Origin of the sequence: Ruminococcus sp. XPD3002, from assembly GCA_900119535.1 — a bacterium.
In the GTDB taxonomy this organism is placed as follows: domain Bacteria; phylum Bacillota; class Clostridia; order Oscillospirales; family Ruminococcaceae; genus Ruminococcus; species Ruminococcus flavefaciens_H.
Map to the genome: position 1 here is coordinate 154,322 of FPJT01000004.1, position 26,198 is coordinate 180,519.

Consider the following 26,198-nt stretch of genomic DNA (forward strand, 5'->3'; position numbering starts at 1 on the left):
CATGAATTCTCCTATATGTCAAGAGAAACCGCAATTTTTCACATGTTTTTCACCGCATTTACTACAGTCGGTATAACAGCGCGGATAATAAACATAAAGCGGCAGAGTTTCCCCTGCCGCCGTGTTCATTCCGTTATCAGCGATCCCCTCCGCCTTAAAGACGGATATTTTTATCAGCCCTGAAGGTATGACCTTACAAGCACCTGAAGCAGCTCGTCACGGTCGATATGACGGATAAGGCTTCTTGCATTGTTGTAGGTCGTTATGTAGGTAGGATCCTCGGACAGGATATAGCCTACGATCTGATTTATCGGATTGTAGCCCTTCTGAGTGAGAGCATCATAGATTATAGTAAGATTCTTTTTAAGCTCTGCTTCCTTGTCTTCGTTAACGGAAAATGTCATAGTTTTATCGAACATATTTCATCAGCCTCCTGATCGGGATTGTGCTTGGACCGATCCTTTACAGGATCAATAGTAAGCTCACTATATATTATAACCTAAAAACGTCAGCATTGCAAGAGAAATGAGAAATTTTTTCTGATATGAACGTTATCGTACATCACTTTTGTAGGTTTTAAACAAAAACATTGCTTTTCTTGTGTCCGTCAACAGAGTTCAGCTTCTTTGACGGTTCAGAAAAAATTTTTTCAGCAGATTTTGGGCTTTGATCCGCCGTTTCAGGACTTTCTTCAAAAAAATCCAAAAAAATTTTCAAAAAACTCTTGACAAGTCATCCGATATTTGCTATAATATTAAAGCAGTCACGGAACAGAACTGTGATGCGAGTGTGCTGGAATAGGCAGACAGGCACGTTTGAGGGGCGTGTGTCGAGAGACGTATGGGTTCAAGTCCCATTACTCGCACCAATAAAAGCTACGCAAATTGCGTAGCTTTTATTTTTTATCCGGACTATACATTATTATATATTAAAGCCTCCTGTATACCTTCAATACACTTTGTACAACAAGATTTGACGTATCGCCAAAAATGTGGTATAATGAACGCAAAGTATTCATTATATTTTATCTGAACGCCCTTGCAGATACGCAAATCTCCGATTTGCTCCCTGCATTTCGGGCAATTATACCGCAGCGTTCCGCTTTTGCGGTATAATATTTTATATATTGATACACGGAGGTGTTTATATGGAGATCATTCTTGCTCTTGCTGTCATCGTAGTACTCTGCCTCATCTTCAACATCAGCACAGAATACATAGTTCTCGGCATTCTTGCGCTTATAGAACTTACCATAATCTCCATGGCGATACTCTTTCTTTACAGCTGTATCCGCCTCGCCTTCTCAAAAAAGAAAAAAGCACAGTTCACACGTATCGACTTCCCTCCTTCTTCCAAGAACAGGTTCAAAGTCGCTTTCTACAACATTGACGGAGTTGAATATCCGTGCTTTTTCCCGAGCGAAATGATACTCAACGATAAAATGTACCGCACAGACCGTACCTACACAGTCATGTTCAGCAAGAGCATGAAGCGTGTATTCGACATCTGGACAATACTCACATGCATCCTCGGATTCATATGCAGTACATTGGCGGTATTCGCATCGTTCTGGATGTTTTCGTTCGTTATGTAAGGAGGTCAACATGGAAGAACATATCTGCGGAGACTGCGGCATACATCAGGACATCGTCGACAAAGTCTCCAAGGTGATGCCCGACGAAGGAGTCCTGTATGACGCCGCCGAGCTGCTCAAAGTTTTCGGCGACTCAACTCGTATCCGCATTATTTTCGTACTTTGTCAGAGCGAGATGTGCGTCTGCGATATAGCGGACCTTCTGGGTATGACTCAGTCAGCGATTTCACATCAGCTTCGTGTGCTGAAACAGGCTCGTCTCGTAAATGCGCGGCGTGACGGAAAGACTATATTCTATTCCCTCTGTGATTCACACGTTCAGAAAATATTCTACGCCGCTATGGAACACGTAATGGAGTAAGCAATGAAGTATTTCGATTTTCACACACACGCTTTCGCCGATTCCATAGTCGAAAGGGCAATGTCAGGCTTATCCGAGACCAGCGGTATAACTCCCGCAACCGACGGAACTCTCGCAGGTCTTATGAACGTCCTTGAAAAAAACGGGATAGATAATGCGATGCTCCTTCCTATAGCTACAAAGCCTACTCAGCAGACAACCATCAACAACTGGGCTGCAAGCATCATGAACGATAAACTGTACTGCTGCGGTTCCGTTCACCCCGATGCCGATGATGCGGTTCAGGAGGTCGAAAGGATATACTCCCTCGGACTCTGCGGACTGAAATTCCACTCGGAATACCAGCATTTCCGTCCCAACGACAGCAAGGCTTTCCCGATTTACAGAAAAGCTGCCGAACTCGGGGTCTTCGTGGTATTTCACGGCGGCTGGGATCCCTTCGGAGGCGACGAACCCCTTGCTTCTCCAAAAACCTTTGCTGACATCGCCGAGAAATTTCCCGACCTGACCATAATCGCCGCCCACATGGGAGGTATAAAATGTGCGGATGAGGTCGAGGACCGTCTCGCAGGAAGGTATGAAAACCTCTATTTTGATACAGGCGTAGTCGCAAATTATATTTCCGATGAAAAGTTCCTGAGCATCGCGCAGAAACAAGGTGCGGACAAAATACTCTTCGGAAGCGACTGCCCCTGGGATCATCCCGAAAACGAAATAGCGCTTATAAACAGGATGCCGTTCACGGATGAAGAACGCGAACTCATATTCCATAAAAATGCTGAAAAGCTTGTCGGCAGGCAATTACATTAGTTCAATTAATCAATTAACAGAATATTAAGATGATATGACTAAAATAATAACACCGCATAGCTTAAAATATGTTAGCATTATAAAGACAAACTATACGCTGACAGAGCTGTAATTGATAAAAGGGAGGTGGTCGAATGAACAATTTCACTGGTGGCCATTCTGCCGACATTATAAACGTTGTTGATGAGTTCGACTACTCCACACAGCACAGCTCATACAACACAGAGTTTATCAAATGGCGCAAACAAAGGAATAATCCTTTTACTTTCAATTTCAGAGCAAATCAAAGAGAAATAGTGTACATCGAGGGACGCGGCTTCGTCGCTCGTTATCCCCTTGAAGAAGAAAACGATGTTCTCTCGAAAATATTCTATACCCTCGGTCTGGCTGCTCTGATATGGCTGGTCATGGATACTATCGCCATAAAACTGGTCGCTCAAGTGCTTTCTATATTCGGCTTTTCTATACATACCACCATTTTCAATTCCTCACTTTACGGAGGCAGCGTAGAGATAGTTTCTCTCCTCATCGCTTCGTCCTTACTTAAAGTGTTAGTCCCGACAATTTTTCTCAACAGCAAGTTTAAAGTCCCGAAAAATGTAAGAAAAATGGATAAGATGACTCATCCGATCGGTCTCGTCCTCGCACTGTCAATGACGCTTATCCTGTGTACCATAAATTTCCTTCCAAAGGCATACTCCAATGATACACGGGAAATATACGCATATTTCAGTACGCTGAATACGGATGTCGAAATGTGGGGACAATTGGAAGTTGTTATCTATTCTCTTTTCGATATCGTCATTATGTCGATCCTTTCCGAGCTTTTCTTCAGAGGAGCTATGTTCGCAGTACTCAGGCAGTTCGGCGATCCCTTTGCGATCCTTATAACATCGGTCACCGCCGCAATGCTTACAACAGATCTACGTGAAGCTATCCCCGTATTCTTCCTTTCGCTTATCGCATCTTACGGAATGCTCAGGAGCGGCTCTATATTCACCGCAATGTCCGTAAGCGTAATATACAAGATGTATGAGCTTGCGATAACGCTTCTCGAGGTCGATCCCTCCGAAGATATGCCGCTTACAAGGAATTTCTTCATACTCATTGTATTCATAACAGGCGCTATATTACTGTTCATCGCATGGCTCATCGATAAAAACGGAACGGATGACGAAAGTCCCGCTCACGGTCTGGCTATCTTCACCTCAAAGCAGACATTCGGAATGAGAGTTTTCAACTCTGTGAAGATATTCCCGTATTCGGCAGTTGCCGCTGTATGCTTCGTCTATGCGATTATAAAACTGGTGTACTAATGGAAAAATACATGAAACGTGCCCTTGAACTGGCACAGGCTGCCGCCGCCGAAGGCGAAGTTCCCGTAGGCGCAGTCGTTGTAAAGAAAACTACGGGAGAGATAATCGGCGAAGGAAGAAATATGCGTGAGACTCAGAAAAACGCTCTCGCACATGCCGAAATACAGGCTATAGACCAGGCTTGCCGAAAACTCGGCGGCTGGAGGCTCCCCGAATGTGCTATCTATGTCACCCTTGAGCCCTGCCCAATGTGCTGCGGCGCTATCATCAACTCAAGGATAGACGATGTTTATTTCGGTGCCTACGACCTCAAAAGCGGCTCCGCCGTGTCTGTACAGCATATGTTCGAGCTTCCATATAACCACTTCCCGAACGTTGAAGGCGGGTTAATGCAGGAGGAATGTTCGGCTGTTCTGTCGGAATTCTTCAGACAGCTCAGGATAAAACATAAAATGCTAAAAGAAATAAAGTCTCTTGACAAAGTTACGGACTCTGAATGACAGAGTCCGTTTTTTATTGCTCTCTCAATTAATCTTTGCCCCAAAGGCAAAGTCAGAAAAGTAATATATCAAGAAAGGAAAGCACAGGAACACTTTCGCATTTCAGTTTTTCCTGACGCAGAGAAATATTCTTTATGGCAAGCATCTGACGGCAAGGTTCAGTTGAGAGAGCAATATATTCAATAAATTAATTTATGCACATGCTTAACAAATCGCCCCTTTTTCTATTGACATCCTTTTCTAAAAAGTGTATAATATTTATGTTGTATTTATTTGCAGAAGTATTACTTATACAGGCGTAAATTGCAGCTTTGTTTTAGATCATTGATCCGCCTTCCGCTTTCATCAGCAGTTTCAGGCGGTTCATTATATGATACCGAAGCAAAAAGGACGGTATGTCCAACCATGTTTTCGGGTCCTTCGCCGGACTCTTGATATATTACAAATGAATAAAATATCGCGGCATTTACCGCCTGAGTAGTAGTAATCAGTTTTATGATACAAACTATATTTACAATTACGAAAAGGAGGGAATGCTCATGAACCCGATTTTAGCTATTGTTCTTATCTTGATAGCTCTCACAGCAGGTTTCTTCATCGGTAAGACCATTTTCTTCGGCAAAGGCGTTGAAGCAGGCGTTGAAAAACGTAAGCAGGAAGCAGAATCCATAACAGGTTCCGCCGAAATGCAGGCTAAACGTATCGAAGAACAGGCTAAACGTCTTATCGCAGATGCCGAAAAAGATGCAGACAATAGAAAGAAAAGCGCGCTCATCGAAGCAAAGGACGAGATCCATAAGCTCCGCAGTGAAGCTGATAAGGAGATAAAGGACCGCAGATCTGAACTGTCACGTCAGGAAAGACGTATACAGCAGAAAGAGGAAAATCTCGACAAGAAAAATGATAATCTTGAGAAAAAGGACGAGCTTCTCAATCAGAAGATAAAGTCCGCTGAGGAAAAACTTCAGGAAGCCGAGGCTATCAAGAAGACAGAAATGGATGTCCTCGAAAGGATCTCTGAGTTCACTAAGGATCAGGCTAAGGAATACCTTATATCCAAACTCGAGGATGACCTCGTACACGAAAAAGCCGTTAAGATAGCAGCCTATGAGCAGCAGCTCAAGGACGAATGTCAGGAGAAGGCAAGAAGCTACATATCTCTCGCTATCGCTAAGGTCGCTGCCGATCAGGTGTCTGAAGCAGCCGTGTCTGTCGTTCCTCTGCCAAACGATGAAATGAAAGGCCGCATCATAGGCCGTGAGGGACGTAATATCCGTACCCTCGAGACTCTTACAGGCGTTGATCTCATCATCGACGATACGCCTGAGGCTATCACTCTTTCCTGCTTCGACCAGATACGCAGAGAGGTCGCAAGGATCGCCCTTGAAAAGCTCATCGCTGACGGACGTATCCATCCTACACGTATTGAGGAAATGGTCGATAAGGCTCGCCGTGAGGTAGAGTACCGCATCAAACAGGAAGGCGAACGCGCTGTAATCGAAACTAACGTTCATGGCCTTAACCATGAGCTCATCAAGCTCATCGGTCGTCTGAAATTCCGTACAAGTTACAGACAGAATGTCCTCGATCATTCTATCGAGGTCGCTAAGCTCTGCGGCGTTCTCGCTTCGGAACTTGGTGTAGATGCTAACGTTGCACGCCGTGCAGGACTGCTCCACGATATCGGTAAGGCTCTTACCTCAGAGATCGAGGGCTCTCACGTTCAGATCGGTGTTGACGTTTGTAAAAAATACAACGAAAGTCCTGTTATTATCCATGCCGTTGAAGCTCACCACAACGATGTTGAGCCAAAAACGGTCATCGCCTGCATAGTTCAGGCTGCCGACGCTATCTCCGCTGCAAGACCTGCCGCAAGAAGTGAAAACTATGAAAGCTATATCAAACGCCTTCAGAAGCTTGAGGAGATATGCACCTCCTACGAGGGTGTCGAGAAGTGCTTTGCTGTTCAGGCAGGACGTGAAGTCAGGATCATGGTCCTCCCAGAGGTCATCAACGATGAGAAAATGGTCATCGTTGCAAGACAGATCGCTCAGCAGATCGAGTCCGAAATGGACTATCCGGGACAGATCAAGGTCAATATCATCCGCGAAAGCAGAGTTACTGACTACGCAAAATAAGCGACACACTGCGGACGGCTCAGGCTGTCCGCAGTTTTTTCTGACTGTCGGATACAATAATCTTCTGTCCGAAAGGGCAAGAAAGGTCCAGAATTATGGCTAAAGAAATATTCCACACCACGGAAAAATCAAACTTCATTCTTAATATGACAGAGGAAAAATACTCACAGCTCGCCTCATACGGTCTGCTGGGCGCTATGTTCCTCGCTCCGCTCTTTACTCTCATCCCCGAAATAGCTGACAACTCGGGACTGTACGCTATGGCCGCCGGCGGACTTGCAGTTGCGGGAGTTGCCTGTATGGTGCTTGCACTCATATCCGCAATGAAAAATTACATCAAGGGCAAACTCATCGTCCCCTGCTGCGCTTTCGCCGCCCTTTTCATTTGGGCAATAGTTTCAGTCGTTGATTCATACGATATTACTATCTCGATTTACGGCTTTACAGGTCGAGGCGAAGGCATCCTCGCTATACTTTTCTATTTCAGCTTCTTCGTGACCGCACTCTCTATCAAAAGAGAACAGGCAATGAATACTATCATCACAGGTCTTGTGGGAGTCGGTCTTCTCCACTCGCTTATCGGTATCATTCAGATAATCACTGGTGAACCCGGTGAGTATAAGAGAATCTCCTCAACAGATGAGATATATGCTGCTTCAGGACTTGCTCAGTCGCCACTTTTCCTTGCAATGGTGCTTACCGCTGCAATGATTGCTGCAATGGTGGGATTCGTCCGCAGCAGCAGCAAGAAACAGCGTACTTTCTTCATCGTTTCAACCTGTGTGATGTCATTTGTTATGATGTTCACCTACTCATTCATCGGTATATGCGGACTTGTACTCGCTGTGCTGATGGGTGTTATATCAGTCTTCAGTTCAAAGGCTCCCAAAAAACGCCTTGCATTGGTTTTCGCAGTTATACTTCCTGCCTGTGCCGCTTTCCTTATCGTTCAGGCAGGTATCATAGGCAATGTGGACGGCTATTCGCTCCATGACGGAAAGCTCCTCTGGTGGGCGGACGGCTACTTCCGTATCTCTGCATCAGGTATGCCAGACAGTGACAAGGTTGACATCGATGATACCTTCGATGTTTACTACAAGCTCAACGACCGCACCAAGAATATCATCTCAACTCACGCTCTTACAGGTACAGGTCCCGATCAGCTCGTACTGCCTCAGCTCTATACCAATCCTTTTGCGGATGATCCGGAAAAAACTGACGTTGACCTCCGTGATATTATCGAGGTTAACAACGGTACCTTCGATAAGGTTTACAACGAGTACCTTTATACTGCCGCTACAAGAGGTATCCCCTCGCTGGTCGCTCTTATAGCCGTACTTATCTCGGCTGTAGCAGTTGGTATCACGAACCTTAAGCGCAAGGTCTCATGGACATTCCCCGTATTATTCGCGGTAACTGTCGGCGGTATACTCATCTTCTTCATCGGATGCAGCAATATCGCTTATTCACCTATCTTCTGGACTGCCGCAGGTGCTTCATGTGCGGAGATAATGAAAAATAAGCCACAGACAGAAGCTGCGGCTAAGAAAACAGCGGATACTTCGACTGAGAAAGCAACTGAAAAAACCGAAAAATCAGGCAGCAAAAACAAGAAGAAGTCCAAGAAAAAGTAATACAAAACGAGGGAAGTCCTTATTAAAAGGACTTCCCTCTGTTTCTTTGTTCAGTATTTACTTTAAAGTCCGGTCCGAAAGGTCATTCCTTTTCTCCGAACATACGGACTGCCTTAAGCATTATAGCACATTCAAGACGTTTCTTTTCAAGCTCACAGGATATCTTGTGAGCTTTTCTTATATCGCCCATATACTGGTAATTATTGGCGTTGCATCCGCCGCTGCAATAGAACTTCGCCCAGCACTCACGGCAATCGGGCTTCGAGTATACATGTGCCTTTGCGAAGTCTGCCTTCATCTCCTGATTGAATGTGCCCTCGTCGATATTGCCCATTTTGTATTCGTCGATGCCTACGAACTGGTGACACGGGAAAATATCTCCGTCGGGAGTTATGGCTACATAGTCATTTCCGCAGCCGCAGCCTCTCAGGCGCTTGATAGCACAAGGTCCCTGATCCAGGTCAAGCATGAAGTGGAAGAAATTGAACTTCTTTCCGTTCTTCTCGTTTTCAAGTATGCGGTCCGAAAGACGGTCATACTCTGCGAATACCTCGGGAAGGTCCTCCATAGTGAGAGCGTACTCGTCTCCCTCACCTACAACAGGCTCAATGGATATCTGATCGAAGCCTGCATCGTAAAGTGCGAAAACGTCCTCGGAGAAGTCCTTGTTCCTGTTAGTGAAGGTGCCGCGGACATAATACTCCTTATCGCCTCGTCCTGCAACGAGCTTCTGGTACTTCGGTAGGATAGTGTCATAGCATCCCTTTCCGTTCGCAAGAACGCGGAAGTAGTCATTTACCTCCTTGCGCCCGTCAATGGAAAGAACCACGTTGGACATCTCACGGTTGATGAAATCTATCTTTTCGTCGTCAAGAAGGAGTCCGTTTGTTGTGATAGTGAAGCGGAACTTCTTGTTGTATTCCTTTTCGCGTGAACGGGCATACTCGACTATCTGCTTTACAACCTTGAAGTTCATAAGAGGCTCACCGCCGAAGAAGTCCAGTTCGAGGTTAGGACGATCGCCTGAATTTTCAAGCAGGAAGTCTATGGCATGTTTACCTGTTTCATAGGACATAAGCTTTCTGCCCTTGCCGAAGTCGCCTGTAGATGCGAAGCAGTACTTGCAGCGGAGCTGACAGTCATGTGCTATATTAAGGCACATAGCCTTTACAGGTGAAGCCACGGAATACTTGGCATACTTCTCGTAGTCGTCCTCGGAGAAGAGTATCTTATCGTTATAGAGCTCGACTATCTCCTCATAGCACTCCTTTATATCCTCGGGTGAGTATTTTTCCGAGAGCTTATCCATAGCCTCCGCTGGACATTCCGCGTCAAAAGGCGGCTGAACATAGTCCAGAAGGTCGAATGTAAGGTCATCGACTATATGTACTCCGCCGCTGTTTACGTCGAGGACTATATCATAGCCTTTAAGTTTATACTTATGTATCATAGTAATAACCCTTTCTTTTTCACAGCTTATTTTTCAGCAAAAAATATGAGGCAGCATAAAATACTGCCTCATAAGACTTTCGTAAAGCGATCGCTTATCTCTCGCACTTCTGGTTAGCAACAGTGCATGAAGTCTTGCAAGCAGACTGGCATGAAGCCTGGCACTTGCCGCATCCGCCCTTCTGAGCAGATTCCTTAAGGTTAGCCTTATTGATAGTCTGAATATGTTTCATTGTAATTTCCTCCTGTTTGGTTTACGGCATACCTGCCTATCAAATACATTATATCACATTTCCCGTGATTTTTCAATAGTTTTTTCTCCAAAAGCAAACTTTGGATATTTTGTACAATAATATCAGTTGAATATCATCATAATAGACACAGCAGCGCTACTTTTTGTTGTTCCGCATCATCAGTATCGTCATTATCGATACAACGCCTATTATCATGAGCGTAGGGTATATCCACGATGAATCAAAGGGCAGAGTTCCCGTCTGTATGTTCATTCCGTAGTAGCCTACGATGATATTCGGTATCTCGAGTATGACCGTTATGATAGTCAACCGCCACATAACGATATTCTGGTTATTGGATATTACCGATGAGAAGCCGTCCATCATACTCGAAAGGATACCGCTGTAGATGCTTGCCATCTCGATCGCCTGTTTCATCTCGATGAGAACGTCCTCAAGGAGGTCCTGATCCTCGTCGTAGAGCTTGATTACTCTTCCTCGGTGTATCTTTTCAATTGTAGCTTCGTTGGCTTTCAGTGAAGTTGAAAAATAGACCAGTGACTTTTCAAGTGCAAGGAGCTGCATGAGAAGCTCATTCTTCATGGCGTCATGAAGCTCCTGTTCTGCTGCGGATGATATCTTGTCTATCTGCTTCAGGTGCATAAGGAACAATGCTGCAATTCGCAGAAGCAGCTGTAGTACGAACCTCGTCTTGAAATCGGGACGAAGGTTTCGTATTGTTCCCCTTGTAGCCTCGTCAAGAAGCTGAGTCTGCTGAAGGGATATGGTGAAAACATACTCCTTTGTTATTATGATGCCCATAGGAAGGGTATAGAACATCTTTGTCTTATCCTCATCCATTGATGATACAGGTGTATCTATGATAACAAGAGTCTGTTCGTCCTCACGCTCGATACGTGACGACTCTTCCTCATCGAGTGCGGACTTTACGAATCCGCTGTCAAGACCGTAAACATCGATAAGCTCCTTTATCTCCTGGGGAGTTGGCGCTATTACCGATATCCAGCAGCCTGCAGTCGCTTCATCGCACTGTGTGAATCTTCCGTCTGTGTTAGTGTAAAAACAAATCATGGGTTATTTGTGTCCCTGCACAGAGTCAGGGACAGCTCTCCTTTCTCCGGAAATTACTTCGGCACAGACAGAAAGGAGCTGCCGTTCTTCAGTCTGCTTACAAAGCGGAACACTGACGAAAGGCGCACAGAATGAGCCTGCCGAAGCTTTTAGTTGAGAATTTTATACTCCCATAAGGGTCAGGATTCATATTGCACCTCCGTATCCTGCTTTAAAGCATAGTATATTTACATTATATCACACTATTCCGCATATTACAAGTGTTACTTTTTTTACTTTTATCCGTTTCAGTTATTTTTGCAGCTCAATAATAATCAACAGAAAAAAACTATATGTCAATACTAACTTTTACTCCGTCAGCTATTTACAAAGAACGCTTATTGATGTATAATGTTATATGTAAAACTTAAGAAAACGGAGGAACAATTATGTACATAACCTGTCTTGACCTTGAGGGAGTTCTCGTACCCGAGATATGGATCGCTTTCGCAGAAGCAAGCGGCATCCCCGAACTGAAAAAAACTACCCGTGACGAACCCGACTATGACAAACTCATGAACTGGCGCCTTGGAGTTCTCAAAGAACACGGCCTCGGACTCAGAGAGATACAGGACACTATCGCTAAGATCGATCCTATGCCCGGCGCTAAGGAGTTCCTTGACGAGCTTCGTTCTATCTGCCAGACTATCATCATCAGCGACACATTCACACAGTTCGCTTCACCTCTTATGAAGAAGCTGGGCTGGCCAACTATCTTCTGCAACTCTCTCGAAGTAGCAGACAACGGCGAGATAACAGGCTTCAAGATGCGCTGTGAAAAGTCCAAGCTCACTACCGTAAAGGCACTTCAGTCCATTGGTTACGATACTATCGCAAGCGGCGACAGCTACAACGACCTCGGCATGATTCAGGCAAGTAAGGCAGGCTTCCTCTTCAGAAGCACCGAACAGATAAAGAAGGACTACCCCGAGCTTCCTGCTTTCGAGACATATGACGAACTTCTCTCAGCTATAAAGGAAGCTATAAAATAATTATGATAATGTGGCTGATACTGTTTATACTTCTTATTGTTATGGCTGCCGGCGGGACAGCCTACCTCCTGACCCGCTTTCACCGTTTCAGCTTCATTGAAAAACTCGGAAAAAAATTCAAGCTGATCTCCTGGATCATAGCATTACTGCCGCTGGTGCTTATTGTTCTGGCTTCGCTCAGGATAAATACATGGACCGCTATAATAGTCCTGATACATCTTTTCGTTATCTGGGCAGTATGCGATATCGTCGCTTATTTCATCCGCAAGATGAACGGCTGGGAACGCTACAGGAACTACGAAGGCGCAGTTGCTCTGCTCCTTACCGCAGGATATCTGATCTACGGCTGGCATCAGGCTCATACCGTTTATCAGACAAGCTACACCATGCACACCGCTAAGGATATCGGTTCGGGACAGCTGAGGATAGTCGAGATAGCTGATTCTCACCTCGGCATTACCCTCGACGGTGAAAAGTTCGCCTCAGAAATGGAGCGTGTAAACGCAGTTCACCCCGATATGGTTGTCGTGGCAGGCGATTTCGTGGACGACGACAGCTGCCGCAGCGATATGATACGTGCTTGTCAGGCTCTCGGCGATATCCAGACAAAATACGGTGTATACTTCATTTTCGGAAACCACGATAAAGGCTACTCAAAGACTAAGCGTGATTTCAATACAGGAGATCTTCGTGCCGAACTTAAACGCAACAACGTTATCATCCTCGAAGACGAAAATGTACTGGTCAACGATGAATTCTACGTGATCGGACGCAAGGACAAGTCCGATGAGGAAAGGCTTTCAATGTCCGACCTGACTGCCGGACTTGATAAGTCCAAGTACATGATAGTTCTCGATCATCAGCCGAATGACTATGAAGCAGAGGCAATAGAGGGTTCAGACCTTGTATTGTCTGGACACACTCACGGCGGACACCTGTTCCCCGCAGGACAGATAGGCAAGCTCATGGGTGCAAATGACCGTGTATACGGTACGGAACGCCGCGGAACCACTGACTTCATCGTAACGTCAGGCATCTCAGGCTGGGCTATCCCGTTCAAAACGGGTACTTTTTCCGAATTCGTAATCATTGATGTTAAGAAACAATGATCTGTAAATTAAACCATAGTATTTCCGACAGCAGTTCGGAGTACTATGGTTTTTTGTTTTATATACCTATCAAACTGCTATATTAGGCAATTTGTCCAGTCACAGTTCCCTTTTTGTTGCACTATCACCAAATCGCTTTATTCCCTCAGAAATTACTTGACACAGGCACTGAAATAATGTATAATCAAGTTAAACTAAAGTGCAGCGCACCGCTTAATTTAATTAAATTATCATAACTAAGGAGTTAATTATGTCTGATATAAAACTTATCTGCGAGCCGCTTCCCAATATGCCGTGGCAGGATAAGCCCGAAAGCTGCTCTGCTCCGATCTGGAGGCACTCCGAAAACCCGATAATCAACAGGAACCCCCTCCCCAATGTGGCACGTATCTTCAACAGTGCGGTTATGCCCTACGGTGAAGGCTTTATCGGCGTGTTCCGGGGCGAACAGCGAAACGGAGTTCCGCATATATACCTCGGCAGAAGCAGGGACGGTCTACGCTGGGATTTCGATCCCGAAAAGATACCCTTCACCGACGAAAAGGGTGAACCATTCATGCCGATCTATGCTTACGATCCCCGTCTGGTCAGAGTGGATGATACCTATTATATAATGTGGTGTCAGGATTGCTACGGTCCCTCTATCGGCATTGCAAGGACTACCGATTTCAGAACGTTCACTCGAATAGAGAACCCCTTCCTCCCCTACAACCGCAACGCAGTTCTGTTCCCGAGGAAGATAAACGGCAGCTACGTTATGCTTTCACGCCCCTGCGATAACGGTCACACCGCTTTCGGCGACATCTTCATCAGCGAAAGCAGGGATATGGAGTTCTGGGGACGTCACCGCCATGTTATGGGAAGATCCGAAAACTGGTGGGAAAACCTCAAAATAGGCGCAGGTGCCGCTCCTATCGAGACTACAGAAGGCTGGCTCCTGTTCTATCATGGTGTGGTTAATACCTGCAACGGATACGTTTACAGCATAGGTGCCGCTATACTCGACAAGGACGAGCCCTCGAAGGTCCTTCACCGCTGCTCAAACTATCTCCTCGCCCCCGAGGAATGGTACGAGGAACGTGGATTCGTACCGAATGTGTGCTTCCCATGTGCCGCACTTGCCGACTCGGAAACAGGTCGGATAGCACTCTATTACGGATGTGCGGACAGCTACGTCGGCGTAGCCTATACCACAGTTCAGGAGGTATATGACTACATCCTGAAATATGACTGTCTCACCGTTTCCGATACAGAAGAAGGAAGAAGATAAAATACCTGACCGCAGTTCACCTACTGCGGTTTTTTCTTCCCCTTTGGTGATAATCAACAAAGTGAATTTTGTAAATTTTAGCCAAAGCTCCATTTTCCTCCGTCATTTTATACAATTCCATGTGTTGAAAATTGTCCGTTTCGTGCTACTCTTGCGAACTTTTTTTCATTTCCGCAAAAAATACTTGCAGTTTTTTGTGAAATGTGATAAAATATAGTGATACTTGAAATTGACTATTGAAACTTTTTGTAAAGGAGACTGCTATGGCAAAGATCAAAGCTGCAGTTATCTTCGGCGGAACTTCAAGAGAACACGACCTTTCGACCGCTACCGCTGCAGAGATAATCAAAAATATTCCTGCCGATAAATACGAAGTTATTTGCATCGGCATTACTAAAAAAGGCAGATGGCTTTATTTCCCCGGTGATCCCGATGATATCGCAAGCGGTGCATGGGAAACAGATCCCGACTGCACTTCCGCTATCATTTCACCTGATCCTCTCCACCGCGGTATCATAACCATCGAAAACGGTGAGACTTCCGTGAAGAGAATAGACGTGGTTTTCCCGGTTCTTCAGGGCAAACGCGGCGCCGACGGTACCTTGCAGGGACTCCTTGATATGTCGGGAATTCCTTATGTCGGCTGCGGAGTTCTCTCCTCTGCCTCATGTATGGATAAATCACATACACATATGATAATGGACGACTACTCAATAGCAACTGCCGACTGGATGCTCATTACACAGCGTGAACTCAACAGACTTGAGGAAAAATGCCGTGAAGCCGCTGATACTCTCGGTTTCCCCGTTATCGTAAAGCCAGCAAATACAGGCAGCAGCCTCTGCACCACTGTGGCTGATAACATCGAGCAGCTGAATACCGCTGTAAAGATAGCTTTCTCAAACGACAACAAGGTCGTTGTTGAAAAATTCATAAAGGGCAGAAAACTCGAAGCTGCTGTTTACGGTTACGAGTCCCCTTCCGTTTCATGTATAGGAGAGATAGTCTCCACCGCAAAGCCTTATGATCCCAACAACTTCTCGGCTCGTTCAGGCGACGATCTCGTTATCCCTGCCAATATAGATGCAGATACCGAGAAACTGGTAAAAGATACCGCCGTACTCGCCTACAAGGCACTCGGCTGCAAGGGCATGGCTCGTGTTGACATGTTCCTTACAGATGACGGAAAGCTCCTTCTCAACAAGATAGGAAACGCTCCCGGAATGAGAAAAAACAGCGTATTCCCCAAGCTGATGCAGCATATGGGAATGGAACTCCCCGAGCTTATCGATATGCTCCTCGAGCTTGCCATAGAAAATGCCGACAGAAGCTATTGACCGCGAACGCATAAACCACTTTATATATAAAAGGAGAAACAATTGAAAAACAACGTTTTGATCTCCCTCACCAGCGTACAATATCAGGATGACGAAAAAAGCGAGACCGAACTCCTTACACGCGCAAAGCTGTATAACGTAAACGGCCGCGACATCATCTCCTATGAGGATACCTCGGCTACGGGATTTGAAGGCTCTGTTACCACTATCACCGTAGAGGGAAGCAAGTCCGCTTCGATCATACGTGAGGGAACCGCAAATTCAGTCCTCTCCCTCGAACTGGGACGCAAACACTACTGCCAGTACGGAACTCCTTACGGAAGTATGCAGATAGGCGTTTATACCCACGCTATCGACAATACTATCGCCAAGGACGGCAGACTCTATCTTAAATATACCCTCGATCTCAACTCATCCTATCTTTCGGATAACGAGATCATTATGAAAGTTGAAGAACAGAATTGACCTGTATATACATAAGAAAGGAACATTAGCAATGTCAGACCTTATTAAACAAGCTTCACAGCAGCTCCATACACTGATCGTCGACGCTCTCGGCATCCTCGTTTCGGAAGGTGCTGTCCCCGCTGAACCGATACCCTCTTTCACTATCGAGATACCTGCGGATAAGTCCCACGGCGATTTCGCCGCAAATACCGCTATGGTATGCGCAAGAGCCTTCAAAATGGCTCCCAGAAAGATAGCTGAACTTCTCTGCGAAAAGATCGCACTTGAAGGCTCGATCTTTGAACGCGCAGAGGTAGCAGGTCCCGGATTCATGAACTTCTTCCTCAGCAGGAAATGGTTCTCGGACGTAGTCAGCACTGTTCTCGATGAAGGCGAGAACTACGGACGTACCGATACAGGAAACGGCAAGAAGGTGCTTGTGGAGTTCGTTTCAGCAAACCCCACAGGTCCGATGCATATCGGAAACGCAAGAGGAGGCGCTATAGGCGACTGTCTCGCAAGCGTTCTGGAATGGGCAGGATATCACGCAGAGCGTGAGTTCTACGTCAACGACGCAGGCAACCAGATAGAAAAATTCGGAAAATCACTGTCGCTCCGCTATATGCAGCTCTGCTCCGACAAGGGACAGCAGCTCATCTATGAGCACAGAAACGATACAGATGCCCTCTGCTCCGCTATTTTCGCTGAGAGCGGCGAGGGACAGGACTTCGAGATGCCTGAGGACGTTTACCTCGGCACCGACATAATCGAACATGCTGCAAATTACTACCACGATCACATCTTCGAGCTTAAGGACGTTTCCGAAGAGGACCGCCGCAAAGCTCTTGTAGACTACGCTCTGCCGCTGAATATCGCAGGTCTCGAGCGTGACCTCAAAAAATACCGCATCGTATACGATAACTGGTTCAGAGAAAGCACGATCCACGCAAAGAACGAAACAAAGATGATCGTGGACAAGCTCCTCGAATCCGGCAAGGCTTACGAACAGGACGGCGCTGTTTGGTTCAGAGCTACAGATTACGGTCTGGACAAGGACTTCGTTCTCCGCAGGAGCAACGGTCTTTACACTTATATTGTGCCCGATATCGCTTACCACTATGACAAGCTCGTTACACGAGGCTTCGATAAGGCTATAAACGTTCTCGGCGCCGATCACCACGGCTATGTTCCTCGTCTTAAGGCTGCCCTCAACGCTATCGGTGTGGACGAATCAAAGCTCGATGTTGTACTCATGCAGATGGTTCGTCTCGTAAGAAACGGTGAGACCGTAAAGCTCTCAAAGAGAAGCGGCAAGGCTATCACTCTTGTTACTCTTCTGGATGAGATACCGATCGATGCAGCTCGTTTCTTCTTCAATCTCCGTGAAGCAAATTCACAGTTCGAGTTCGACCTCGGTCTCGCTATCGAGAAGACTTCACAGAATCCCGTTTACTACGTTCAGTACGCTCACGCAAGAATTTGCAGCATGATGAAGGCTCTCGCCGAGGAAGGTATCAATATCCCCGAAAAGGCAGACCTCGATCTGCTTTCAGATCCCCGTGAGATAGAACTGATACGTCACCTTGCTTCTCTCCCCAAGGAGATAGATTCCGCAGCAAAGGCTTACGATCCTGCAAAGATCACTAAGTACGCTGTTGATACCGCAACACTTTTCCACCGCTTCTACGACGCATGCAGCGTAAAGAATGCAGAAACTCCCGAGCTGAGGGATGCAAGACTTCTGCTCTGCTTAGCAGTTCGTCAGACTATAAGAAATGTCCTGACTATCCTCAAGATAGATCAGCCCGAAAAAATGTGATCTAAAAATTACATTTAAAGCTCAAAAAGTTACTGAACGGTTACAAAATCATTTGCTGTTTTGTAATTTTCACACAACTTTCACACTCAAAACATGGTATTTATGTGGGTTGTTAAAAGAAAGTTAACACTGTATTCATACTTTGGCAATAACTATATGTTACAATTTGTAATATATTCGCCGCAGGGCAATTGTGTTTACTGATTCCTTTGCAGCTCACCCGAAATAACAAAATTTTAAGAGAAGGGATGCACACTATGTCCAACAGATTATTTCAGGGTTTAGTTCATCAGATGCGCGACACCATTGACGCTACTATAGGTGTCGTTGATGAGACCGCTACCATCATCGCCTGCAGCGACCTCACTCGCGTAGGTACAACAAATGAGTTCGTTTCACTCGATCTGAGCGACTCGCACGATATATTCATCCGCGACGGCTTCACTTACAAGCCTTTCGGTTCAAGAGTAAAGCCCGATTATGCGGTTTTCGTTGAGGGCGTCGACGATGCTGCTGCAAAATATGCAAGCATCCTCGCTATCACCCTCTCAAATATCAAGCAGTATTACGATGAGAAGTATGACAGAAACAACTTCATCAAGAATGTCATCCTCGATAACGTTCTCCCCGGCGATATCGTTATCAAGGCTCGCGAACTGCACTTCAACGCTGAGATAAGCAGAGCTGTTTTCCTCATCAGAATCGTTTCTGCTAATGATATCTCCGCTTACGACGTTATCCAGAACCTCTTCCCTGATAAGAACAAGGACTTCGTCTTCAATATCACAGAGACCGATATCGTCCTCGTCAAGGAGCTCAAGAGCACCGTTGATTCAAAGGACCTCGAAAAGCTCGCTCGTTCTATCGCTGATACTCTCAGCGGCGAATTCTATACCCGCGTTAACGTTGGTATCGGTACCGCTGTTGTCGGCGTAAAGGACCTTGCACGTTCATTCAAGGAAGCTCAGATGGCTCTTGAAGTAGGTAAGGTATTCGATACAGACAAGGTCATCGTAAGCTACGACAACCTCGGTATCGCAAGACTTATCTACCACCTTCCCACTACTCTCTGCGAGACTTTCCTCCACGAGGTATTCAAGGTGGGAAGCATTGATTCTCTCGATCACGAGACTCTCTTTACTATCCAGAAGTTCTTCGAAAACAACCTGAACGTTTCAGAAACTTCAAGAAAGCTCTTCGTTCACAGAAATACTCTGGTATACCGTCTCGAAAAGATCAAGAAGCTCACAGGTCTCGACCTCCGCGAGTTCGATCACGCTATCATTTTCAAGATCGCTCTCATGGTCAAGAAATACCTGTCAGCTAACCCAGTTAAATTCTGATACTCCTGTAATGAAGATCAGCAATACGGATGAAAATAGAAAAAATCATGTCTGCTCGCTTTATGACATGCAAAATCCGTTTTTCTCTCTAACTTTAAGGAAGGTGTAACCCATTTGGTAGAACTTCAGAACGTATCCGTAACCTATTCCAGCGGCGTTGACGCTCTTAACAACGTCAGCCTCAAGATCAACGACGGCGACTTCGCTTTCGTTGTAGGTTCGTCAGGTGCGGGAAAAAGTACCATGATCAAACTGCTTCTTAAGGAGATAGACGCTACAAGCGGCGTTGTTACCGTTAACGGCTATAACCTCAATAAGCTGAAGAAAAGAAAGATCCCTGAATTCCGCCGTACTCTCGGCTTCGTATTCCAGGACTTCAGACTGATCCCGTCTATGACAGTTTACGAAAATATCGCTTTCGTGCTTCGCGTTATAGACGCTCCGATCAAGTACATAAGAAAACGAGTACCCTACGTTATCAGTCTCGTAGGACTCCACGCAAAGACAAACTCCTACCCCGATGAGCTCTCGGGCGGCGAAAAGCAGCGTGTTGCCATTGCCCGCGCACTGGTAAACGATCCTCAGCTTATCATCGCTGACGAGCCTACGGGTAATATCGATCCCGAATTGTCTTATGAGATCGTAGAACTGCTTAAAGGTATCAATGATCAGGGAACTACCATTCTTATGGTAACCCATGAGCATGACCTTGTCCGTCACTTCGGCGGACGTATCATAAATATCACCGACGGAGAGATAGTCTTCGACGAGGTAATAACAGGTACAAACGATGAACCGCTGCCCGAGGAAGAGCTTGCAGCTGCTATGGCTGTGGCTGAACAGACTCACGCAGCAGAGACTCACGAAGAACCTGTCACATCAACCGAGGATGCTCTTATCGACGAGGTGATAGCTGCACTCACCAACGCTAACCAGGGAGGTGCAGAATGAAACTGAGCGGTTTTAAATACCTTGCAAATCAAGGCGTTGAAAATATCTGGAAGAACAAGATGATGGCCTTCGCTACATTCTGTGTTCTGCTTATTTCCCTGCTTCTTGTAGGATGCGCCGCGCTCTTCTATATCAATATGAACTCGATGATACTCGGTCTCGGCAACCAGAACGAGATAGCTGTCTATCTCACCCCCGATTCCGCAGAAGAAAGAGTTCAGGAGATACAGCAGGAGATACAGTCCATGGAAAACGTCGACACAGTCGATTATATTTCCAAGGAGGAAGCTTATAAGCGCATGCAGGACCAGATAACCAGCAAGGGCAAGCCTATCTTCGACAGGATAGACGATTATCAGTTCATGCCCGACGGCTTCAGCGTCACAGTCAAGGATAATGACAAGATAGAACAGACTACTGCTCTCATCAGTCAGATCTCCGAAATTCAAAGCGCCAATTCTTCACCTCAGGTAGCAGAGTTCCTCCGCGAACTGAGACGTGTTGTAACCCTTATCGCAGGAGCTATCATCATCGCTCTTGCAGCCGTTTCTATGATTATGATCTCTAACACTACAAAGGCAAGCGTTTTCGCCCGCCGTGAAGAGATCCAGATCATGAAATACGTCGGCGCTACAAACAGCTTTATCAGAACTCCGTTCTTCGTTGAAGGTATGGTAACGGGTTTCTTCGCAGGTGCAGGTGCCTTCTTCATTACATGGGCAGTTTACCGCGCAGTATACCGTATCCTCACAGAACAGGCTATGCTGATGAATGCATTTGGTATAGGAAGTATAATCCCATTCGGAAGAATAAGATTATACGTTGGACTTGCATACCTCCTTGCAGGTTGCATTATCGGGGCATTGGGAAGCGTTATCAGTACAAGAAAACATCTTGATGTATGATGCTTGATATACAGGTAACAATAACTTATGCGAAAGGAGTCTATGGTGAATAATCACCGTTCGATTATGGTCAATTTAAAATTTACTAAGAAGATACTTTCAATTATGCTCTGTGCCGCAGTTTCATGCGGAGCAGTTGCAGCTTCACCGAATTTCAAGGAAAAAAACATCGGTTCGGCAGACAGAACGATACAGGAGATCCAGGAACAGCGTAAGGCTAATTCCGAAAAGATCGCAGAACTCGAAAATCAGATCAGCTCGCTTGCCAACGATCAGGCTAACGAAAGAGCTTATCAGGATACCCTGCGTGAGCAAATATCTATTATCCAGGATAATATCGACCTCCTCAATCAGGAGCTTGAAAGCATCGATGAGGATATAAACACTACAGAACAGAATATCACACAACTCGACTCGGACATCGAACAGCAGCAGGACGATATCGATAAGAATATCGAAGTCTTCAAGGAGCGCCTCTGCTATATGTACGTAAACGGAAACGATAACCTCGCTTCTGTCGTACTCGGTTCATCAAGCTTCTACGACATGATGTCGAGAGTTCAGATGGCTAACCGTATAGCTGAATACGACGAGGATCTTATAAACAATATCCTCGGCGAGATAGACGAGCTTGAAGCTTCAAAGAAAGACCTTGAATCCGAGCGTCTTAACCTCCAGATGAAACAGGAGGATCAGAAAAAGCGTAAGGAAGAAAAGGCAGCAGAAAGAGAAACTCTCAACGTTAAAATGCAGGATACCGAGGATGAAATAGCTCGTATCGCCAAGGAACAGGAAATGCTCAACGGCGATAAGGCTGAACTCGAAGCCGCTAACGCTCAGCTTGCCGCAGAGGAAGCTGACATACAGGAACAGATCCGCAGAGCCGCTGAAGAAGCTCAGCGCAGATTTGAGGAAGAACAGCGCCGTAAGGCTGCTGAGGCTGCCGCTGCTGCACAGGCTGCCGCTGAAGCTGCTGCCGCTCAGGCCGCTGCACAGGCTGCCGCTAATGCTTCAGGCTCAGAGGATACCTATGTTGCTCCCGCTCCTGTTTACCAGGAACCGGTTCAGATCCAGTCCACCGTCGGTTCAAGCGGATTCGTATGGCCCGCACCCGGATTCTCTTACATCTCAAGCGGATTCGGCTACCGCTGGGGCAGATCCCATAACGGTATCGATATCGGCGATGCAGGTATCATGGGCGGTGCTGCTGTTGCCGCACAGTCGGGTACTGTTATCACAGCTAACAACTCTTGCAGCCATAACTACGCAAAGACTTCAAGCTGCGGATGCGGCGGCGGATACGGTAACTATGTTGTCATTTCACACGACGGTACTTACTCTACACTCTATGGTCACCTCCAGAGCGTTTCCGTAAACGTTGGCGACTATGTTTCACAGGGACAGGTGATCGGTTACATAGGTTCCACAGGCTGGTCCACAGGCGCTCATCTCCACTTCGAGATACGCATGAACGGCGTTCCTCAGGATCCTTCAGGCTATGTATGGCCATAAACTATAAACCGCATACTATTCAGGGCAGGGAGAATTATTCCTCCTGCCCGAATTTTGTGTATACACCGCTGTAAATACGGTAGTGCATACTTCACTTCTTCTACTTCACCTCAAAGAAAGCGATGATACTATGAACAAAAAAATCAGTCTCGGTCTTGCGCTTAGCCTTATCGCAATAGCTATTGCCGTTACATTTATCCTAACTTCGTTCTTCTCGCTCCAGAGCTTCAATAAAAAGGTCGTGGACGTAAACGAAAAATCAAGGAAATACAGCTCTCTTCAGGCTCTTGATACCTACGTGAGAGACAACTACCTCGGCGATATCAACGAAAACCAGCTTAAGGACGGTATCCTTCAGGGCTATGTTTCAGGTCTTAACGATAAGAACTCGCATTATATGACTTCGGAAGAGTATATAAACGAGAAAAACAGCAACTCAGGTCAGCAGGTAGGTCTCGGACTTACTCTCGCTCCCGACGAAAGCGGATATATCAGGATAACCAATATAATGAACAACTCCCCTGTTCTCGAACTCGGACTTCAGGAAAATGATATCATTACCGCTGTTGATGACCTTGCTGTTACGGATGTCGGCTTCTCTGAGGCTGTAAACGCTATGAGCGGTACCGAAGGTTCAAACGTTACACTCACTGTAAGACGTGACGGTATCGACAAGAAGTTCACTTTCACAAGACGTACTATCGAGGAAAAAACTGTAGAAGGCGAAATGCTCGCAAATTACATCGGATATATAAAAATCTCAGGCTTCAAGGACAATACCCCTCAGCAGTTCATAACCGTTCTGGAGCGTCTTACCACAAACGGCGCTACTTCAATAATTTTCGACCTTAGAAACAATATGGGCGGTCCTCTTTCAGCCGTTGAAGAATGCCTCGATCCCCTTCTTCCCGAAGGCGTTGCGGCTACAGCAGAATATAAGGACGGTCACAGCGAAACAGTCATCTACTCAAACGATTCTGACCTTGATATCCCCATGACGACTATCGTGAACTCGCAGACTGCAAGCACAGCCGAGCTTTTCGCAGCAGTTCTCCACGATATTGACGGCGCTGTTATGGTCGGTGAACAGACAAAGGGTTACGGCACTATGCAGGTTACTTCCGAATTCGAGAACGGAAGCGCTGTTAAGCTATCTGTTGCGGAATATCAGACTTCCGCAGGTACAAAGTTCAACGGCGTTGGTCTTACCCCCGATATCCAGATCGAAAACGAGGACGATAACCTCGACGCACAGTACCTTAAGGCTATGGAAGTTCTCACAAGTATGGAATAACACGATAAGGCGGACTTAAAGTCCGCCTTTTATTTTGCAGCAGTTACCTTAAACTAACATAATTGATATCATTCAGTTGCGCTCGCATGATAATAAACAAAATACTTCACTGTTGTTTCTATTTTTTGAACACATTATGTTGATATATAGAATTTATATATAGTAAAAACAAAAAAATTTCAGTTTTAGCGTCCAATCCCCTTTTCAAATCCTTGAAAGTGTGCTATAATAATATATATTTCTTTAATGGGAGGAATTTACAATGAGGGAAATGGAACTTTACAACCTCTGGTGTCAGAATGTAAATGAAGATCCTGATCTTATATCAGAGCTTGAAAGCATCAAAGAGGATAAGGAAGCCATATCAGATAGATTTTACAGAGACCTGGAATTCGGTACAGGCGGACTCCGCGGCGTTATCGGTGCAGGTACAAACAGAATGAACATATACACAGTAAGACGTGCAACTCAGGGATTCGCTGATTACCTCAATCAGGAATATAAGAACCCAAGCGTTGCTATTTCCTACGACAGCCGCATCAAATCAGATGTATTCTCTAAGGCTGCCGCAGAGGTACTTGCTGCAAACGGAATCAAGGTTCATATCTACACAGAGCTTATGCCTACACCATGTCTTTCATGGGCTGTACGCGCTCTTAAGTGCCAGGGCGGTATCATGGTCACTGCAAGCCACAACCCTGCCAAGTATAACGGCTATAAGGTATACGGCGAGGACGGCTGCCAGATAACTCTCCGCGGCGCTGAGATAATACTTGAAAAAATAAACTCACTTGATATATTCAGCGGCGTCAAGACTTCTTCTTTCGATGAAGAACTCGCTAAGGGAAATATATCATACATCGGAAACGACGTTATCGAGGACTTCTACAAGAACGTTCTCGCTGAGGGTATAAATACCGACCTCTGCCCAACAAGCGGTCTTAAAGTCGTTTACACTCCTCTTAACGGAACAGGTAACAAGCCTGTACGTGAGATACTTAAGCGCATCGGTATCACTGATGTTACTGTTGTAAAGGAACAGGAAATGCCCGACGGCAACTTCACTACCTGCCCTTACCCGAATCCCGAGATCCGCGAGGCTCTCGAGGTAGGTCTCAGATACTGCAATGAGATACAGCCTGATCTGCTTCTTGCTACAGATCCCGACTGCGATCGTGTTGGTATCGCTGTTCCCGACGGAAACGGCGGTTTCGCTCTGTTCAGCGGTAACGAAGTTGGTGCTATGCTTCTCGAATACATCTGCGATCAGAGAGTCAAGAAGGGCACTATGCCAAAGGATCCTGTTGCAGTTAAGACTATCGTTACTACTGATATCGTAAACCTCATCGGCAAGGAGTACGGCGTTAAGATCATCGACGTTCTCACAGGCTTCAAGTTCATCGGTGAGCAGATCGGTATTCTCGAATCAAAGGGACAGGAAGACCGTTACATCTTCGGCTTCGAGGAAAGCTACGGATACCTTTCAGGCTCTTACGTAAGAGATAAGGACGCTGTTAACGCTTCTATGCTCATCTGCGAAATGGCTGCTTATTACCGCACTCAGGGCATCACTCTCATGCAGGCTCGTGAGAATATGTACAAGAAGTACGGCGTGTTCTATCAGACACTCTACAGCTTCACTTTCGAGGGTGAAAGCGGTATGAAGCGCATGGAAGAGATCATGACTCAGCTCCGCAGTGAACATCCTGCTGCTATCGGCGGTCTTAAGGTAGAGCGCTTCGAGGACTACAAGGCAAGCACTTCAAAGGATATCACTACAGGTAAGGTTACTGAGCTTACACTTCCTAAGTCAAACGTTCTTGCTTTCTATCTGGAGAACGGCTGCAAGGCTATCGTTCGTCCGTCAGGTACAGAGCCTAAGATAAAGACTTACATAACTGCCAAGGCTCCTACACATGAGGAAGCTGAGGTTATCGAGCAGAAGATCTATAACGACTTCACTCAGAGTATGAAATAACATTTCAGAACTGTTGGAATTATCGGGGGAAGAACCTTTCTGAGGAAAGGTTCCCTCTGACGGAGGCGGTCCCCT

General features: G+C 46.0%; 23 protein-coding genes and 1 tRNA gene. 20 read left to right on the top strand and 4 right to left on the bottom strand.

What is annotated here, in order from left to right:
* Window positions 1-173 precede the first annotated feature (173 nt).
* Complete coding sequence (locus BT127_RS05085; RefSeq protein ID WP_075423947.1) at window positions 174-419, bottom strand: IreB family regulatory phosphoprotein; 246 nt, start codon at window positions 417-419, stop codon at window positions 174-176.
* A 364-nt stretch (window positions 420-783) separates the two neighbouring features.
* Between BT127_RS05085 and BT127_RS05090 the strand changes: the two genes are divergently transcribed.
* The 8 genes from BT127_RS05090 to BT127_RS05125 all read left to right on the top strand — a co-directional run bounded on the left by BT127_RS05090 (window position 784) and on the right by BT127_RS05125 (window position 8,353).
* Window positions 784-868 (top strand) — tRNA-Leu (locus BT127_RS05090).
* Window positions 869-1,147: 279 nt separating this feature from the next.
* The gene (locus BT127_RS05095; RefSeq protein ID WP_075423948.1) at window positions 1,148-1,594 is read left to right on the top strand and encodes a hypothetical protein; all 447 of its coding nucleotides are present in this window, start codon (window positions 1,148-1,150) and stop codon (window positions 1,592-1,594) included.
* Between the two features lie 10 nt (window positions 1,595-1,604).
* On the top strand, window positions 1,605-1,955 hold the full coding sequence (locus BT127_RS05100; protein ID WP_075423949.1) for an ArsR/SmtB family transcription factor: 351 nt from the start codon (window positions 1,605-1,607) through the stop codon (window positions 1,953-1,955).
* A gap of 3 nt (window positions 1,956-1,958) precedes the next feature.
* Window positions 1,959-2,765, top strand: a complete 807-nt coding sequence (locus BT127_RS05105; protein WP_075423950.1) for an amidohydrolase family protein — start codon at window positions 1,959-1,961, stop codon at window positions 2,763-2,765.
* A gap of 134 nt (window positions 2,766-2,899) precedes the next feature.
* Window positions 2,900-4,081, top strand: coding sequence for a CPBP family intramembrane glutamic endopeptidase (locus BT127_RS05110; RefSeq protein WP_075423951.1), 1,182 nt, complete (start codon window positions 2,900-2,902; stop codon window positions 4,079-4,081).
* The gene (locus tag BT127_RS05115; protein ID WP_075423952.1) at window positions 4,081-4,581 is read left to right on the top strand and encodes a nucleoside deaminase; all 501 of its coding nucleotides are present in this window, start codon (window positions 4,081-4,083) and stop codon (window positions 4,579-4,581) included. Before BT127_RS05110 ends, BT127_RS05115 begins: the two co-directional genes overlap by 1 nt.
* 539 nt (window positions 4,582-5,120) lie before the next feature.
* Window positions 5,121-6,719, top strand: a complete 1,599-nt coding sequence (gene rny / locus BT127_RS05120) for a ribonuclease Y (RefSeq protein WP_075423953.1) — start codon at window positions 5,121-5,123, stop codon at window positions 6,717-6,719.
* A gap of 95 nt (window positions 6,720-6,814) precedes the next feature.
* Window positions 6,815-8,353: an O-antigen ligase family protein gene (locus BT127_RS05125; RefSeq protein WP_075423954.1), complete on the top strand. Its 1,539-nt coding sequence runs from the start codon at window positions 6,815-6,817 to the stop codon at window positions 8,351-8,353.
* A gap of 82 nt (window positions 8,354-8,435) precedes the next feature.
* Here the strand turns inward: BT127_RS05125 and scfB are convergent, their stop codons facing one another.
* The 3 genes from scfB to BT127_RS05140 form a co-directional block, all read right to left on the bottom strand.
* Window positions 8,436-9,803: a thioether cross-link-forming SCIFF peptide maturase gene (gene scfB, locus BT127_RS05130; RefSeq protein ID WP_075423955.1), complete on the bottom strand. Its 1,368-nt coding sequence runs from the start codon at window positions 9,801-9,803 to the stop codon at window positions 8,436-8,438.
* A gap of 94 nt (window positions 9,804-9,897) precedes the next feature.
* The gene (gene scfA / locus BT127_RS05135) at window positions 9,898-10,035 is read right to left on the bottom strand and encodes a six-cysteine ranthipeptide SCIFF (RefSeq protein WP_075423956.1); all 138 of its coding nucleotides are present in this window, start codon (window positions 10,033-10,035) and stop codon (window positions 9,898-9,900) included.
* A 156-nt stretch (window positions 10,036-10,191) separates the two neighbouring features.
* A complete protein-coding gene (locus BT127_RS05140) occupies window positions 10,192-11,127 on the bottom strand; it encodes a magnesium transporter CorA family protein (RefSeq protein ID WP_075423957.1) in 936 nt (311 codons plus the stop codon).
* 428 nt (window positions 11,128-11,555) lie between these two features.
* On the opposite strand from BT127_RS05140, the gene thrH reads away from it, so the two are divergent.
* The 12 genes from thrH to BT127_RS05200 all read left to right on the top strand — a co-directional run bounded on the left by thrH (window position 11,556) and on the right by BT127_RS05200 (window position 26,123).
* Window positions 11,556-12,158: a bifunctional phosphoserine phosphatase/homoserine phosphotransferase ThrH gene (thrH, locus tag BT127_RS05145; protein ID WP_075423958.1), complete on the top strand. Its 603-nt coding sequence runs from the start codon at window positions 11,556-11,558 to the stop codon at window positions 12,156-12,158.
* 2 nt (window positions 12,159-12,160) lie between these two features.
* Complete coding sequence (locus BT127_RS05150) at window positions 12,161-13,267, top strand: metallophosphoesterase (RefSeq protein ID WP_075423959.1); 1,107 nt, start codon at window positions 12,161-12,163, stop codon at window positions 13,265-13,267.
* 250 nt (window positions 13,268-13,517) lie between these two features.
* Window positions 13,518-14,537, top strand: coding sequence for a glycoside hydrolase family 130 protein (locus BT127_RS05155; protein WP_075423960.1), 1,020 nt, complete (start codon window positions 13,518-13,520; stop codon window positions 14,535-14,537).
* Window positions 14,538-14,800: 263 nt separating this feature from the next.
* On the top strand, window positions 14,801-15,874 hold the full coding sequence (locus BT127_RS05160; RefSeq protein WP_075423961.1) for a D-alanine--D-alanine ligase family protein: 1,074 nt from the start codon (window positions 14,801-14,803) through the stop codon (window positions 15,872-15,874).
* Window positions 15,875-15,916: 42 nt separating this feature from the next.
* Window positions 15,917-16,339, top strand: coding sequence for a YwiB family protein (locus tag BT127_RS05165; protein WP_075423962.1), 423 nt, complete (start codon window positions 15,917-15,919; stop codon window positions 16,337-16,339).
* Window positions 16,340-16,370: 31 nt separating this feature from the next.
* Window positions 16,371-18,140 carry an arginine--tRNA ligase gene (gene argS / locus BT127_RS05170; protein WP_075423963.1) on the top strand — a complete coding sequence of 590 codons (1,770 nt, stop codon included), beginning with the start codon at window positions 16,371-16,373 and terminating at the stop codon, window positions 18,138-18,140.
* Window positions 18,141-18,397: 257 nt separating this feature from the next.
* Window positions 18,398-19,483: a helix-turn-helix domain-containing protein gene (locus BT127_RS05175; protein ID WP_075423964.1), complete on the top strand. Its 1,086-nt coding sequence runs from the start codon at window positions 18,398-18,400 to the stop codon at window positions 19,481-19,483.
* 114 nt (window positions 19,484-19,597) lie between these two features.
* Window positions 19,598-20,434: a cell division ATP-binding protein FtsE gene (ftsE, locus tag BT127_RS05180; protein ID WP_075423965.1), complete on the top strand. Its 837-nt coding sequence runs from the start codon at window positions 19,598-19,600 to the stop codon at window positions 20,432-20,434.
* The gene (gene ftsX, locus BT127_RS05185) at window positions 20,431-21,339 is read left to right on the top strand and encodes a permease-like cell division protein FtsX (protein WP_075423966.1); all 909 of its coding nucleotides are present in this window, start codon (window positions 20,431-20,433) and stop codon (window positions 21,337-21,339) included. The genes ftsE and ftsX overlap by 4 nt, the downstream gene beginning before the upstream one ends.
* Before the next feature lie 42 nt (window positions 21,340-21,381).
* A complete protein-coding gene (locus BT127_RS05190; RefSeq protein ID WP_173541439.1) occupies window positions 21,382-22,851 on the top strand; it encodes a murein hydrolase activator EnvC family protein in 1,470 nt (489 codons plus the stop codon).
* A 130-nt stretch (window positions 22,852-22,981) separates the two neighbouring features.
* Window positions 22,982-24,145, top strand: coding sequence for a S41 family peptidase (locus BT127_RS05195; protein WP_075423968.1), 1,164 nt, complete (start codon window positions 22,982-22,984; stop codon window positions 24,143-24,145).
* 262 nt (window positions 24,146-24,407) lie between these two features.
* Window positions 24,408-26,123 carry a phospho-sugar mutase gene (locus BT127_RS05200; protein ID WP_075423969.1) on the top strand — a complete coding sequence of 572 codons (1,716 nt, stop codon included), beginning with the start codon at window positions 24,408-24,410 and terminating at the stop codon, window positions 26,121-26,123.
* Window positions 26,124-26,198 lie beyond the last annotated feature (75 nt).